This is a genomic window from Streptomyces albidochromogenes, from assembly GCF_005981925.1.
In the GTDB taxonomy this organism is placed as follows: domain Bacteria; phylum Actinomycetota; class Actinomycetes; order Streptomycetales; family Streptomycetaceae; genus Streptomyces; species Streptomyces albidochromogenes.
Map to the genome: position 1 here is coordinate 1 of NZ_VBVX01000183.1, position 13,508 is coordinate 13,508.

Annotated in this window: 14 protein-coding genes; 5 read left to right on the forward strand and 9 right to left on the reverse strand. The window is 67.4% G+C overall.

Features of this window, described 5'->3' with window-relative positions; translation table 11 throughout:
* Positions 1-34 precede the first annotated feature (34 nt).
* Positions 35-382, forward strand: coding sequence for a thioredoxin (trxA, locus tag E2E34_RS22025; protein ID WP_138903646.1), 348 nt, complete (start codon positions 35-37; stop codon positions 380-382).
* A gap of 78 nt (positions 383-460) precedes the next feature.
* Here the strand turns inward: trxA and E2E34_RS22030 are convergent, their stop codons facing one another.
* From E2E34_RS22030 to rpmH, 9 genes are all read right to left on the reverse strand, one after another.
* Entirely contained in the window at positions 461-1,078 is a 618-nt protein-coding gene (locus E2E34_RS22030) for a GNAT family N-acetyltransferase (RefSeq protein WP_138903647.1), read from the reverse strand.
* A 308-nt stretch (positions 1,079-1,386) separates the two neighbouring features.
* Positions 1,387-2,490, reverse strand: coding sequence for a ParB/RepB/Spo0J family partition protein (locus tag E2E34_RS22035; RefSeq protein WP_138903648.1), 1,104 nt, complete (start codon positions 2,488-2,490; stop codon positions 1,387-1,389).
* On the reverse strand, positions 2,487-3,560 hold the full coding sequence (locus E2E34_RS22040) for an AAA family ATPase (RefSeq protein ID WP_138903657.1): 1,074 nt from the start codon (positions 3,558-3,560) through the stop codon (positions 2,487-2,489). The genes E2E34_RS22035 and E2E34_RS22040 overlap by 4 nt, the downstream gene beginning before the upstream one ends.
* A gap of 253 nt (positions 3,561-3,813) precedes the next feature.
* Positions 3,814-4,530 (reverse strand): 16S rRNA (guanine(527)-N(7))-methyltransferase RsmG, encoded by a 717-nt coding sequence (gene rsmG, locus E2E34_RS22045; protein ID WP_138895761.1) that lies wholly within the window; start codon positions 4,528-4,530, stop codon positions 3,814-3,816.
* 107 nt (positions 4,531-4,637) lie between these two features.
* The gene (locus E2E34_RS22050; protein WP_138903649.1) at positions 4,638-5,150 is read right to left on the reverse strand and encodes a Jag family protein; all 513 of its coding nucleotides are present in this window, start codon (positions 5,148-5,150) and stop codon (positions 4,638-4,640) included.
* A 15-nt stretch (positions 5,151-5,165) separates the two neighbouring features.
* Positions 5,166-6,401, reverse strand: coding sequence for a membrane protein insertase YidC (gene yidC / locus E2E34_RS22055; protein ID WP_138903650.1), 1,236 nt, complete (start codon positions 6,399-6,401; stop codon positions 5,166-5,168).
* Positions 6,402-6,404: 3 nt separating this feature from the next.
* Positions 6,405-6,746, reverse strand: a complete 342-nt coding sequence (yidD, locus tag E2E34_RS22060; protein ID WP_138903651.1) for a membrane protein insertion efficiency factor YidD — start codon at positions 6,744-6,746, stop codon at positions 6,405-6,407.
* Entirely contained in the window at positions 6,743-7,117 is a 375-nt protein-coding gene (rnpA, locus tag E2E34_RS22065; RefSeq protein ID WP_138903652.1) for a ribonuclease P protein component, read from the reverse strand. The genes yidD and rnpA overlap by 4 nt, the downstream gene beginning before the upstream one ends.
* 18 nt (positions 7,118-7,135) lie before the next feature.
* Entirely contained in the window at positions 7,136-7,273 is a 138-nt protein-coding gene (gene rpmH / locus E2E34_RS22070) for a 50S ribosomal protein L34 (protein ID WP_019707372.1), read from the reverse strand.
* Between the two features lie 366 nt (positions 7,274-7,639).
* Here rpmH and dnaA point away from each other — a divergent pair, with 366 nt between their 5' ends.
* From dnaA to recF, 4 genes are all read left to right on the forward strand, one after another.
* Positions 7,640-9,373: a chromosomal replication initiator protein DnaA gene (gene dnaA / locus E2E34_RS22075; RefSeq protein WP_138903653.1), complete on the forward strand. Its 1,734-nt coding sequence runs from the start codon at positions 7,640-7,642 to the stop codon at positions 9,371-9,373.
* A gap of 840 nt (positions 9,374-10,213) precedes the next feature.
* Entirely contained in the window at positions 10,214-11,344 is a 1,131-nt protein-coding gene (gene dnaN / locus E2E34_RS22085; protein WP_138903654.1) for a DNA polymerase III subunit beta, read from the forward strand.
* 77 nt (positions 11,345-11,421) lie between these two features.
* Positions 11,422-12,303, forward strand: coding sequence for a phosphogluconate dehydrogenase (NAD(+)-dependent, decarboxylating) (gene gnd, locus E2E34_RS22090; protein WP_138903655.1), 882 nt, complete (start codon positions 11,422-11,424; stop codon positions 12,301-12,303).
* Between the two features lie 30 nt (positions 12,304-12,333).
* On the forward strand, positions 12,334-13,464 hold the full coding sequence (gene recF / locus E2E34_RS22095) for a DNA replication/repair protein RecF (RefSeq protein ID WP_138903656.1): 1,131 nt from the start codon (positions 12,334-12,336) through the stop codon (positions 13,462-13,464).
* The last annotated feature ends 44 nt before the right edge of the window (positions 13,465-13,508 follow it).

Genomic DNA, 13,508 nt, shown 5'->3' on the forward strand with positions numbered 1-13,508 from the left:
CCCCACACCCCACCCCGAAGTTAAGGAGGCTGCCGTGGCCGGCACCTTGAAGAACGTGACCGACGCATCCTTTGAGCAGGACGTTCTCAAGAACGACAAGCCTGTGCTCGTGGACTTCTGGGCCGCCTGGTGCGGCCCGTGCCGCCAGATCGCCCCGTCCCTCGAGGCGATCGCGGCGGAGCACGGCGACGAGATCGAGATCGTCAAGCTCAACATCGACGAGAACCCGGCCACCGCAGCCAAGTACGGCGTCATGTCCATCCCGACGCTGAACGTCTACCAGAACGGCGAGGTCGCCAAGACGATCGTCGGCGCCAAGCCGAAGGCCGCTCTCCTGCGCGACCTGGGCGACTTCATCGGCGAAGAGGCCGCCAAGGCCTGACAGCCGCCTCTCGTTTCACGTGAAACGCGTGTGGGCTCATCCCCGGCAGGGATGAGCCCACACGCGTTTGTCATCGCCTCACAAGGGGCGGAGCACCGGTTCCTTCTGTACCGCCCCCAGCAACCGGTCGAGAGCCAGCTCGACGTCTTCCTTCCAGGAAAGCGTCGTCCGCAGCTCCAGCCTCAGCCGGGGATGCAGCGGATGCGGGCGAACGGTCTTGAAGCCCACCGCCAGCAGGTGATCGGCCGGCAGCAGACAGGTCGGCTCTGTCCAGCGGGCGTTGCCGAAAGCCTCGATGGCCTTGAAACCCCGCCGCAGCAAGTCCTTGGCCACGGTCTGCACCATCACACGCCCCAGTCCCTGCCCCTGATGGCTGGGCATGATCCAGGCCGTCATCAACTGCACCGCGTCCGGCGACACCGGACTGGTGGGGAAAGCCGTCGACCGCGGCACATAGGCCGGTGGCGCGTACAGCACGAACCCCACCGGAACCTCGTCGACGTAGACCACTCGCCCGCAGGACCCCCACTCCAGCAGGACCGCCGAGATCCAGGCTTCCTTCTCCAGCTCCGGAGTCCCCGCCTTTACCGCTGCTTCTCCACTGACCGGATCAAGCTCCCAGAAGACACAGGACCGGCAGCGGTCGGGGAGGTCCGGAAGATTGTCCAGCGTGAGCGGTACGAGCCGACGTCCCATGAAGGATGTTCCTCGCTTCCTTCCCCTGCCGCGTCACGGGCGGCCGCCAGCGCACCCCGTTCCCGGAGCAAACTGCCGACGAACCCGCCGAGCGCTCCGACGCCGAGCCCCGCTGTGACCAGTTGGCTGCGACTCACCGATCGCATGGCCCCCGCCCTCCCTCTCAAAGTGAACCAAGGTGGATGCGCCATACCAGAACGCATCGTATCCACCCCGCCACCGGACCGATACCGAGAGAGAGCAAAGGGCGGGTCGTGTTCCAGACTGTTCCGGACCCGACCCGCCCTGCGACACCACCTGCCCGGAGGTCAGCTCTCGCCGTCCTCGGCGGCCTCCTCCGAGAGCCCCTTCTCCAGTACGCGCCCCTCACCGGGGGCGAGCGTCCCGAGAATCCGCTCCAGATCATCCATCGAAGCGAACTCGACGACGATCTTGCCCTTCTTCTGCCCCAGGTCGACCTTGACCCGGGTCTCGAACCGGTCGGAGAGCCTGGACGCGAGACTCGACAGCGCGGGCGACACCCGGCCGCCCGCACGCGGGCCCTTCGCCTTGGGCGTGCTCTGCGGACGCGAGCCCATCAGCGTCACGATCTCCTCGACCGCACGCACCGACAAGCCCTCGGCCACAATGCGATGCGCCAGGCTGTCCTGCTCCTCCGAGTCCTCCACCCCGAGCAGCGCCCGCGCGTGCCCGGCGGACAGCACCCCCGCCGCGACCCTGCGCTGCACCGAAGGCGACAGCCTCAGCAGACGCAGCGTGTTGGACACCTGCGGGCGCGAGCGCCCGATCCGGTCCGCCAGCTGGTCGTGCGTGCAGTTGAAGTCCTTCAGCAGCTGGTCGTACGCCGCGGCCTCTTCGAGCGGGTTGAGCTGCGCCCGGTGGAGGTTCTCCAGCAGCGCGTCCAGGAGAAGCTTCTCGTCCTCCGTGGCACGCACGATCGCCGGGATCCGCTCCAGGCCGGCTTCCCGGCAGGCACGCCACCGGCGCTCGCCCATGATGAGCTCGTAGCGCTCAGGGCCCAGCTGCCGGACGACGACCGGCTGGAGGAGCCCGACCTCCTTGATGGAGGTGACCAGCTCCGCGAGCGCGTCCTCGTCGAACACTTCGCGCGGCTGGCGCGAATTGGGCTTGATGGAGTCCAGCGGCAGCTCGGCGAAGTGAACCCCGGCCACCTCACCCGGCCCGGCCGGCCCCGGCTGACCGGCCGGCGCGGAAACCTCCGTTTCACGTGAAACGGCACTCGGAGGCAGCGAGGTCACCTTCGCGGCCGCCACTCCACGCTCCGCCGTCAGCACCGGCGCCCCGCCGGGGGACGCCGAAGCCGGCCCCGCGGGCTGGCTCGGCTTCTCCTGCGCAGCGGCGGGGATCAGCGCACCGAGCCCACGCCCCAACCCTCTACGTCGCTCACTCACTGGATCCCCTCCGACATCTGCTGGCTGTTCTGGTTGCCCACGTGGGCGTGCTGCGGGTCGTAATGCACCCCGACACCCCGCAGCGCGATCTCACGGGCCGCTTCCAGGTACGAAAGCGATCCACTGGATCCCGGGTCGTACGTGAGCACGGTCTGCCCGTAGCTCGGCGCTTCCGAGATGCGAACGGACCGCGGGATGCTGGTCCTGAGCACCTCCTTGCCGAAGTGGGTGCGCACTTCGTCGGCCACCTGAGAGGCGAGCCGGGTCCTGCCGTCGTACATCGTCAGCAGGATCGTCGAGACATGCAGGTCCGGGTTGAGGTGTCCCCGCACCAGATCGACGTTCCGCAGGAGCTGTCCCAGTCCTTCGAGCGCGTAGTACTCACACTGGATGGGGATCAGCACCTCCGCCCCGGCGACCATGGCGTTGACGGTCAGCAGGCCCAGCGAGGGCGGGCAGTCGATGAGGATGTAGTCCAGCGGCTGCTCGTACGCCTGGATAGCCCGCTGCAAGCGGCTCTCCCGGGCCACCAGCGACACCAGCTCGATCTCCGCACCGGCCAGGTCGATGGTGGCCGGGGCACAGAAGAGCCCTTCGACGTCCGGCACCGGCTGGACCACTTCGGAGAGCGGCCGGCTGTCCACCAGGACGTCGTAGATCGAGGGGACCTCGGCGTGGTGGTCGATGCCCAGCGCCGTGGAAGCGTTGCCCTGCGGGTCGAGGTCGACCACCAGCACACGCGCGCCGTGCAGCGCGAGCGAAGCAGCCAGGTTGACCGTGGTCGTGGTCTTCCCGACGCCGCCCTTCTGGTTGGCCACCACCATGACGCGTGTCTGCTCAGGCCGGGGCAGGCCCTCGCCCGCACGGCCCAGAGCTTCTACCGCCAGCTGGGCAGCACGACCGATGGGTGTGTCGTCCATAGGGGGCGGTGTTTCACGTGAAACATCCTCCCCCACCGATTCGGATCGGGGACCGGGGACCGGGTCGGTCATCGGTCCCGCGATGTTGGCGTCGGACCGCAAGGATTCACTCTCCTCGACTTCAGGCTCGCAATGCACAGAGCCTGCCATGCTTTCGGGGTCATGAACCAGCGAGGCCCGTTCTTCTGTGGAGGAATCCACCTCTGTGGACAACTCCATGCCTCGTACGGGCCTGCGGTCGCGCGGCGCGGCAGCCGCACGACCGCGACTGATGATTCCATGCAGCAGAGAGCGACGTTTCACGTGAAACACGATGCACCGGTCGTGCACCTACACCCTCACGACACTCCGCGATGCGTACGTATGGCAGCTTGTATGGAGCATCGCTGATAAACAGGGCAGATCAACGCCGCCGACGTGTCCGCGACGGCCGTGCGGCCTTGGCCCGCTTGGCAGCGAACCGTACGCCGCCAGGGCTTTCCCCGACCTCCACACGCACCACCGTGGACAACGGGTTCACCACACCCTCGCCCACCTGAAGCACCTCCGTCTTCACCACACCGAGCTTGCTCAGCGCGGAACGTGTGCTCTTGATCTCCTCCTCGGCGGTGTCGCCCTTCAGGGCGAGCATCTCCCCGTAGGGACGCAGCAGAGGAACCCCCCAGCCGGCCAGCCGGTCCAGCGGGGCCACCGCCCGCGCCGTCACCACATGAACCGGCGGCAGCTTCCCGAGTACTTCCTCCGCCCGGCCACGCACCACCGTCACGTGCTCAAGACCCAGCAGCTCGACGACCTCCTGAAGGAAGTTCGTACGCCGCAACAGCGGCTCCAGCAACGTGATCTTCAGGTCAGGGCGCACCAGCGCCAACGGGATGCCCGGGAGACCGGCCCCAGAACCCACATCGCAGACCGTGACACCTTCCGGAACCACCTCGGAGAGCACCGCGCAGTTCAGCAAGTGCCGTTCCCACAGCCGCGGCACCTCACGAGGACCGATCAGCCCTCGCTCGACACCGGCGTCCGCGAGCAGTTCCGCGTACCGGACGGCCGCTGGAAAGAACTCGCCGAATACCGTCCGTGCCTCTTCAGGCGCCTGGGGAAGCTCTGCTTCCTCCGTCACGGGGACCGTCCTTCCGTACCGCGCTATCCGAACTGATGGGTGACTAACAGGCTGACAAAGATCGGCCCCGCCTGCGAACAGACGGGGCCGACAGACAACGGGGCCGGTCAGGCCGGGAGAACGACGACGAAGCGCTCCGGCTCTTCGCCCTCGGACTCGCTGCGCAGACCAGCGGCCGCGATCGCGTCGTGCACGACCTTGCGCTCGAACGGCGTCATCGGGTCGAGCTTCACCGGCGCACCGGTGCTCCTCACCTCGCCGGCGGCCTTGGCACCGAGCTCAGCGAGCTCCTCGCGCCGCTTGGCCCGGAAACCCGCGATGTCCAGCATCAGCCGACTGCGGTCCCCGGTCTCGCGGTGCACAGCAAGACGCGTCAGCTCTTGCAGAGCCTCCAGCACCTCACCGTCGCGGCCCACGAGCTTCTGCAGATCACGGCTGCCCGTGTCACTGATGATCGACACCGCGGCCCGGTCGGCCTCGACGTCCATGTCGATGTCACCGTCGAGGTCGGTGATGTCGAGCAGACCTTCGAGGTAGTCGGCCGCGATCTCCCCTTCCTGCTCGAGGCGGGTCAGGGTGTCGCTACCCTCAGCGGCCACGGAGGTGGTGCCTTCCGTCACGGGATGGACTCCTTATTACTTCTTGGACGGGTGCTTGGGCCGCTGCTGGCCCTTGCGCTGCCCGGACTTGGCTTGGCGTGCGGAACCGGAAGAAGGCTTGCCGGCCGTCTTCGGCTTGTCCTCCGGCTCTTCCTTCTGCAACGACGTCTTCGCCGCGGACTCGGCGGCGGCGGCCTGGCGCTGCGCCTTGGTCAGACGCTTGGGCTGCTGCCGCTTCGGCCCGGAATCGGACGTCGTACCGCTCTCGGACTCGACCTCGGGCTCACCCTTGGCCACCGTGCCGTCGGCCTGAACCGTCAGCCGCGCCATACCCAGACCCTTGACGAACCTGCGCTCGGCCTCGTTGCGCTCACGGCCCTTGGCGGCGATCTGCTTGATCACGTTGCGCTCACGCCGGCTGCGGACCTTGCCGTGCTTGACGATCGACTTCTGCATCCGCTCCAGCAGCTGCGCCTGCGCCTTGCTGCCCGGAGTGGGGTTCCCGTGGATCACGTACATCTGCTGGCCCATGGTCCACACGTTGGTGGTCAGCCAGTAGACGAGGACACCGACGGGGAAGTTGATGCCCATGACGGCGAACATGACCGGGAAGATGTACATGAGCATCTTCTGCTGCTGCATGAACGGCGTCTTGACCGACAGGTCGACGTTCTTCGTCATCAGCTGACGCTGCGTGTAGAACTGCGACGCCGACATCAGCACGATCATGACCGCGGTGACGATGCGCACATCGGTCAGCGAAGCCTGGAGGGCGGCGACCTTCTCCTCGCTGTCCATGAACTTCGCCGCGATCGGGGCGCCGAAGATGTGGGCCTCACGGGCGCTGTCGACCAGGTTCTGGTTGAGTACGCCGATCTCGTCACCCGAGGAGATCTTGCTCAGCACGTGATACAGGGCGAAGAAGAACGGCGACTGCGCCAGGATGGGAAGGCACGAGGACAGCGGGTTGGTACCCGTCTCCTTGTACAGCTTCATCATCTCTTCGGACTGACGCTGCTTGTCGTTCTTGTAGCGCTCCTGGATCTTCTTCATCTCAGGCTGGAGCGCCTGCATACCGCGCGTCGACTTGATCTGCTTGACGAACAGCGGGATCAGGCAGATCCGGATCAGCACCACCAGGGACACGATGGACAGACCCCAGGCCCAGCCGGTGTCAGGTCCGAAGACCGCCCCGTACATCGTGTGGAACTGGACGATGATCCAGGAAACTGGGGTGGTGATAAAGCTGAACAGACTGGCAATCGTGTCCACTAATCAGGCTCCTTGAGCATTGGGCGAGGTCTCTGCGGCCGGGTTGATCTCAGCGGCGGAGTGCTGCCCGCCCTTGCTGCCGCGGTCGCCGCTGCACGCCTTGCGCAGCGCTTCGTGCCAACGCGGACGTGTGCGCGGCGGGACATGGTCCACACCGCCCGGCGACCACGGATTGCACCGCAGGATGCGCCAGGCGGTCAGGGCCGTGCCCTTGACCGCGCCGTGCCGGTCGATGGCTGTGAACCCGTAGTGGGAGCACGACGGGTAGTACCGGCAGACAGGCCCGAGCATCGGACTGATCGTCCACTGGTACAGCTTGATCAGAGCCAGCAGCGGGTACTTCATCGCGCGCCCCCTCCCAGCAACCGCGCAAACGCGGCATCCAGGTCTCGGGCCAGCTGTGCGTGGTCGGCATCGCCCGATCCGGGCAATGCCCGTACCACAACCAGGCTACCGGGGGGCAGCTCCGACAGACGGTCCCGGACCAGGTGGCGAAGCCGGCGCTTCACCAGGTTCCGTACGACAGCGTTGCCAACGGCTTTGCTGACGACGAAACCCGCACGCGGCCGGGGAACGCTCTCCCCAGGCGCGTGCGGGTCCGTTGCACCGCTAGTTCGCAGGTGGACGACGAGGAGCGGGCGCCCGGCCCGGCGTCCTCGGCGTACCGCGGTCGCGAAGTCCTCGCGCCGCCTCAGCCGATTCTCGGTAGGCAGCACGTCATGACCTGTAGGTGATCAGGCGGAAAGGCGCGTGCGGCCCTTGGCCCGGCGAGTCGCCAGGATGGCGCGACCGGCACGCGTCCGCATGCGAAGACGGAAACCGTGGGTCTTGGCACGACGACGGTTGTTCGGCTGGAAGGTGCGCTTGCTCACTCGGGGGCTCCAGAAGTGGTGTGGTGGCGGGGCATCGCCTGGCTGTCACCGTGCGCCCACGAGGAAGCTCGCAACGCCCGTGTGCACCGCTTCACGATCACAGACCGTGATCTTTGCCCATCGGAGGCAGGCGGCAGCAGCCATCGACAACTCGACCTGGTCACGGTACGCGCGGCTACGCCATCCGGTCAAACCGACCCGTCACCAGGGTCGACTGTGCACAGGCTGTGGACAACAACTTGATGCACGCGACGACCCCCGACTACCGTGCATGAACTTGGATTCTTATCCGTTGTGTCCTTGCCTGTCCTTCCCATCCCGTCCCGAGAACCACACATTCGTGGGACCTGTGAGAGAGCGTGCCCTGTGGCTGACGTACCTGCCGATCTTGCCGCAGTGTGGCCACGAGTGCTGGAGCATCTCCTCGGAGAGGGCCAGCAGGGCATCGAGCCCAAGGACAAACAGTGGATCGAGCGCTGCCAGCCGCTCGCCCTGGTCGCCGACACGGCGCTGCTCGCCGTCCCCAACGAATGGGGCAAGCGTGTCCTCGAAGGCCGGCTGGCGCCGCTGATCAGCGAGACGCTGAGCCGCGAGTGCGGCCGCCCGATCCGGATCGCGATCACCGTCGACGACTCCGCCGCGGAGCCGGCGCCGCAGCAGCAGCCCCCGCACGAGTCGTACGACACCTACGGGCACCGGCCGCAGGCGGACGACCTGCCGACCGCCCGGCCGGCGTACCCCGACTACCGCCAGCCCCGGCAGGAGCAGGGTTCCTGGCCCCGCCCGCAGGACGACCACGGCTGGCAGCAGCCGCGGCTCGGCGGATTCCAGGAGCGCGACCCGTACGCCACGCGTCCTCCCGAGCACGACTACCGGCAGCAGCCGCCCGAGCGCCAGCAGTACGAGCAGCCGCACTACGACCAGCCGCGTCACGACCGCCCCGAGCGCCGCGACCACCAGGACCAGCAGGCCCCGCACCGCGGCGGCCCGGGCTCCTCGATGCAGTCGGGCGGCGGCGCGCCCGGCCCTCTCGCCGCGCAGGCGTCCACTCCGGGTCCCGGCGAGCCGCATGCCCGTCTCAACCCGAAGTACCTCTTCGACACCTTCGTCATCGGCTCGTCGAACCGCTTCGCGCACGCGGCCGCCGTCGCGGTGGCCGAAGCGCCGGCGAAGGCGTACAACCCGCTGTTCATCTACGGGGAGTCCGGGCTCGGCAAGACGCACCTGCTGCACGCGATCGGGCACTACGCGCGCAGCCTCTATCCCGGCACGCGGGTGCGCTATGTGAGTTCCGAGGAGTTCACCAACGAGTTCATCAACTCCATCCGCGACGGCAAGGGCGACGCGTTCCGCAAGCGGTACCGGGACGTGGACATCCTGCTCGTCGACGACATCCAGTTCCTGGCGAGCAAGGAGTCGACGCAGGAGGAGTTCTTCCACACCTTCAATACGCTGCACAACGCGAACAAGCAGATCGTGCTGTCCTCGGACCGGCCGCCCAAGCAGCTGGTGACCCTGGAGGACCGGCTTCGTAACCGCTTCGAGTGGGGTCTGACGACCGACGTGCAGCCGCCGGAGCTGGAGACGCGTATCGCGATCCTCCGCAAGAAGGCGGTGCAGGAGCAGCTCAACGCCCCGCCGGAGGTACTGGAGTTCATCGCGTCCCGCATCTCGCGCAACATCCGCGAGCTGGAGGGCGCGCTGATCCGGGTGACGGCGTTCGCGTCGCTCAACCGGCAGCCGGTGGATCTCGGGCTCACCGAGATCGTGCTGAAGGATCTGATCCCCGGTGGCGAGGACGCGTCTCCCGAGATCACGGCGGGCGCCATCATGGCGGCCACGGCGGACTACTTCGGGCTGACGGTGGAGGACCTCTGCGGGTCGTCCCGCAGCCGGGTGCTCGTCACGGCGCGGCAGATCGCGATGTATCTGTGCCGTGAGCTGACGGATCTGTCGCTGCCCAAGATCGGCGCGCAGTTCGGTGGCCGCGACCATACGACGGTGATGCACGCCGACCGCAAGATCCGCGCTCTGATGGCGGAGCGGCGCTCCATCTACAACCAGGTCACGGAGCTCACGAACCGCATCAAGAACGGCTGACGCGGGGGCTTCGGCACCCCCGCCGCACGCTCGGAAGGGCGCCCAGGGACGAACTCCCCGGGCGCCCTTCGGCGTTCCGCGCCTTCGCGCTGTTCGAATATCCGCCCGCAGGGCTCCGTTCTCCACAGGACAGGGCAGGATGTTCCGTCCACACCCTGGGGACTGGGAAGTTGTCCAGATTGGGTCCACAGGTGCGGTTCCTGAGATTTCATCACCCCAGGTCAGGTGGTTGTGGATTTGTGGTCAAGCTTCGTCCACAGGTTGTGGACAGGAGAACTGTCCACAGGGCGGTGGATTGGTTGTCCACCGGCAGCCCACAGGCTGGGGCACCTTGTGCACAGCTAATCCACACCTCTGTCCACTGTTCGGCAACGAAACACGCGCTCTCACCGGCGCGAGTGAAAGCGGTCACACCAAGGAGGCCGGTTGGGCTGTGGGGAACCTGGGTAAAGCTGGGGACAGCGCTGGGGAGAAGTGACCCCTGCCTGTGCACCGCGTGTGTGTAACTTTCCGGCGTCCACAGAAACGCCGAGTTGTCCACCGGCTCCGCCCACAGGCACGGTGGACAAAAAAGTGGACCTGACCTGCGCAAACGGGGTTATCCACCGTTTCCACAGGCCCTACTACTACTCCCACTAAGAGTTAGCCCGGAAATCGCTTGGAAGAGGGCCCTGTGCACAACTCGGCCCCGGAGCCGGCGACGCCTCTCGCCACGACTTGACCCCGAGCCGCACCGACTGTCGGTGCCGTGCGTCAGACTGGTCCCCGGCAACACAGCCAGACGACCCCAGACCACGACGGCCAGCAGGGCGAGCCAGCAACAAGCAGGAGGCGGTTCCGGTGAAGATCCGGGTTGAGCGCGATGTACTCGCGGAGGCGGTGGCCTGGACGGCTCGCAGCCTTCCGGCCCGTCCGCCGGTCCCCGTCCTCGCGGGCCTTCTTCTGAAGGCGGAGGACGGCGCGCTGAGCCTCTCCGGCTTCGACTACGAGGTGTCGGCGCGGGTCTCGGTCGAGGCGGACGTGGAGGAGGACGGCACCGTCCTCGTCTCCGGCCGGCTGCTCGCCGACATCTGCCGCGCCCTGCCGAACCGCCCGGTAGAGATTTCCACAGACGGTGTACGGGCGACCGTGGTCTGCGGCTCCTCGCGGTTCACCCTCCACACGCTTCCCGTGGAGGAGTACCCGGCGCTGCCGCAGATGCCGACCGCGACCGGCACGGTCCCCGGTGAGGTCTTCGCCTCCGCCGCCGCGCAGGTGGCCATCGCCGCGGGCCGCGACGACACGCTGCCGGTGCTGACCGGTGTGCGCATCGAGATCGAGGGCGACACGGTCACCCTGGCCTCCACCGACCGCTACCGCTTCGCGGTCCGCGAGTTCATGTGGAAGCCGGAGGACCCGGAGGCCTCGGCGGTCGCGCTGGTGCCCGCGAAGACGCTGCTGGACACCGCCAAGTCGCTGACCAGCGGTGACACGGTGACGCTCGCGCTGTCGAGCTCCGGTGCGGGTGAGGGGCTGATCGGTTTCGAGGGCGCGGGCCGGCGTACGACGACCCGTCTGCTCGAGGGCGACCTGCCGAAGTACCGCACGCTCTTCCCGACCGAGTTCAACTCGATCGCCGTCATCGAGACCGCTCCGTTCGTCGAGGCCGTCAAGCGTGTGGCGCTGGTGGCCGAGCGGAACACCCCGGTGCGTCTGAGCTTCGAGCAGGGCGTGCTGATCCTGGAGGCGGGTTCGAGCGACGACGCACAGGCTGTGGAGCGGGTCGACGCGAACCTGGAGGGCGACGACATCTCGATCGCCTTCAACCCGACCTTCCTGCTCGACGGTCTGAGCGCGATCGACTCGCCGGTCGCCCAGCTGTCGTTCACGACGTCGACGAAGCCGGCGCTGCTCAGCGGCAGGCCCGCGGTGGATGCCGAGGCGGACGAGGCGTACAAGTACCTGATCATGCCGGTGCGGCTGTCGGGCTGACGGTCCTGCGGGGCCCCGGGGGCCGGGCGTAGGCTCGGTCCCGGGTACGAATCGCCACAACGCTTAAGGAATCTCTGATGGAGCTCGGTCTCGTCGGCCTCGGCAAAATGGGCGGCAACATGCGTGAGCGCATTCGCCGCGCAGGCCACACCGTCATCGGTTACGACCGCAACCCGGACGTCGCCGATGTCCACAGCCTTGAGGAGCTTGTGGCCAAGCTCAAGGGCCCTCGTGTGGTGTGGGTGATGGTGCCGGCGGGCGCCGCGACGCAGTCCACGATCGACGAGCTGGCCGAGCTGCTGGAGCCGGGTGACGTGGTCGTGGACGGCGGGAACTCCCGTTGGACCGATGACGAGAAGCACGCGGAGGAGCTGGGCCGCAAGGGCATCGGTTTCGTCGACTGCGGTGTCTCGGGCGGTGTCTGGGGCCTGGAGAACGGTTACGCGCTGATGTACGGCGGTGCCGCGGAGAACGTCGCGAAGGTCCAGCCGGTGTTCGACGCGCTGAAGCCGGAGGGTGACTTCGGTTCGGTGCACGCGGGCAAGGTGGGCGCCGGTCACTTCGCGAAGATGGTTCACAACGGCATCGAGTACGCGATGATGCAGGCGTACGCCGAGGGCTGGGAGCTGCTGGAGAAGGTCGACTCCGTCACGGATGTGCGTGAGGTCTTCCGCTCCTGGCAGGAGGGGACGGTCATCCGTTCCTGGCTGCTGGATCTGGCGGTCAACGCGCTGGACGACGACGAGCACCTGGAGAACCTGCGTGGGTTCGCGGCGGACTCGGGTGAGGGCCGCTGGACGGTCGAGGCGGCGATCGACAACGCGGTGCCGCTGCCCGCGATCACGGCGTCGCTGTTCGCGCGATTCGCGTCGCGTCAGGACGACTCGCCGCAGATGAAGATGATCGCTGCTCTGCGCAACCAGTTCGGTGGTCACGCGGTCGAGTCGACGAAGAAGTAGTTCAGAGCTGGGAGAAGGTCGGCGTACGCCATGCACGTGACGCATTTGTCGTTGGCCGACTTCCGCTCGTACGCCCGGGTCGAGGTCCCTCTCGATCCGGGCGTTTCTGTCTTTGTGGGGCAGAACGGTCAAGGCAAGACGAATCTGGTCGAGGCGGTCGGTTATCTGGCGACGCTCGGCAGTCACCGGGTGGCTTCGGACGCTCCGCTGGTGCGGATGGGTGCGGAGCGGGCGGTGATCCGGGCTGCTGTGACGCAGGGCGAGCGGCAGCAGCTGGTGGAGCTGGAGCTGAATCCGGGGCGGGCGAATCGGGCTCGTATCAATAGGTCTTCGCAGGTCAGGCCGCGCGATGTGCTGGGGATAGTGCGGACGGTGCTGTTCGCGCCGGAGGATCTGGCTCTGGTGAAGGGTGACCCGGGTGAGCGGCGGCGGTTCCTCGATGAGCTGGTGACGGCGCGGTCGCCGCGGATGGCGGGGGTGCGGTCGGACTACGAGCGGGTGCTGAAGCAGCGGAACACGTTGTTGAAGTCGGCGGCGATGGCGCGTCGGCACGGTGGCCGGTCGATGGACATGTCGACGCTCGACGTGTGGGACCAGCATCTGGCGCAGGTGGGTGCGGAGGTGTTGGCGCAGCGGCTGGATCTGATCGCGACGTTGCGGCCGATGACGGACAAGGCGTACGAGCGGCTGGCGCCGGGTGGGGGTCCGGTGGCGTTGGAGTACCGCAGTTCGGTCGGTGAGGGTGTGGGCGCCGGGCTGTCGCGTGAGGAGTTGTACGGGTTGTTGTTGGCGGCGTTGGGTGAGGCGCGGAAGCAGGAGATCGAGCGGGGTGTGACGTTGGTCGGTCCGCATCGGGATGATCTTGTGTTGAAGCTGGGGCAGCTGCCGGCCAAGGGGTATGCGAGTCACGGTGAGTCGTGGTCGTACGCGTTGTCGCTGCGGCTTGCTTCGTACGATCTGCTGCGCGGCGAGGGCAATGAGCCGGTGCTGGTGCTGGACGACGTGTTCGCGGAGCTGGACGCGCGGCGGCGGGAGCGGTTGGCGGAGTTGGTGGCGCCGGGTGAGCAGGTGCTGGTGACGGCGGCGGTGGACGACGACGTTCCGGGGGTGTTGTCGGGGGCGCGGTTCGCGGTGTCCGGCGGCGAGGTGGTGCGGGTATGAGCGGGCTGGGCGAGGCCCGTGGTGCGGGTGGTGCTGGTGGGGTG

Excerpts from the sequence above, each read along its gene's own strand:
- E2E34_RS22030 (WP_138903647.1), bottom strand. The coding sequence starts at position 1,078 with ATGGGACGTCGGCTCGTACCGCTCACGCTGGACAATCTTCCGGACCTC.
- recF (WP_138903656.1), top strand. The coding sequence starts at position 12,334 with ATGCACGTGACGCATTTGTCGTTGGCCGACTTCCGCTCGTACGCCCGG.
- gnd (WP_138903655.1), top strand. The coding sequence starts at position 11,422 with ATGGAGCTCGGTCTCGTCGGCCTCGGCAAAATGGGCGGCAACATGCGT.
- E2E34_RS22040 (WP_138903657.1), bottom strand. The coding sequence starts at position 3,560 with ATGGCAGGCTCTGTGCATTGCGAGCCTGAAGTCGAGGAGAGTGAATCC.
- yidD (WP_138903651.1), bottom strand. The coding sequence starts at position 6,746 with ATGAAGTACCCGCTGCTGGCTCTGATCAAGCTGTACCAGTGGACGATC.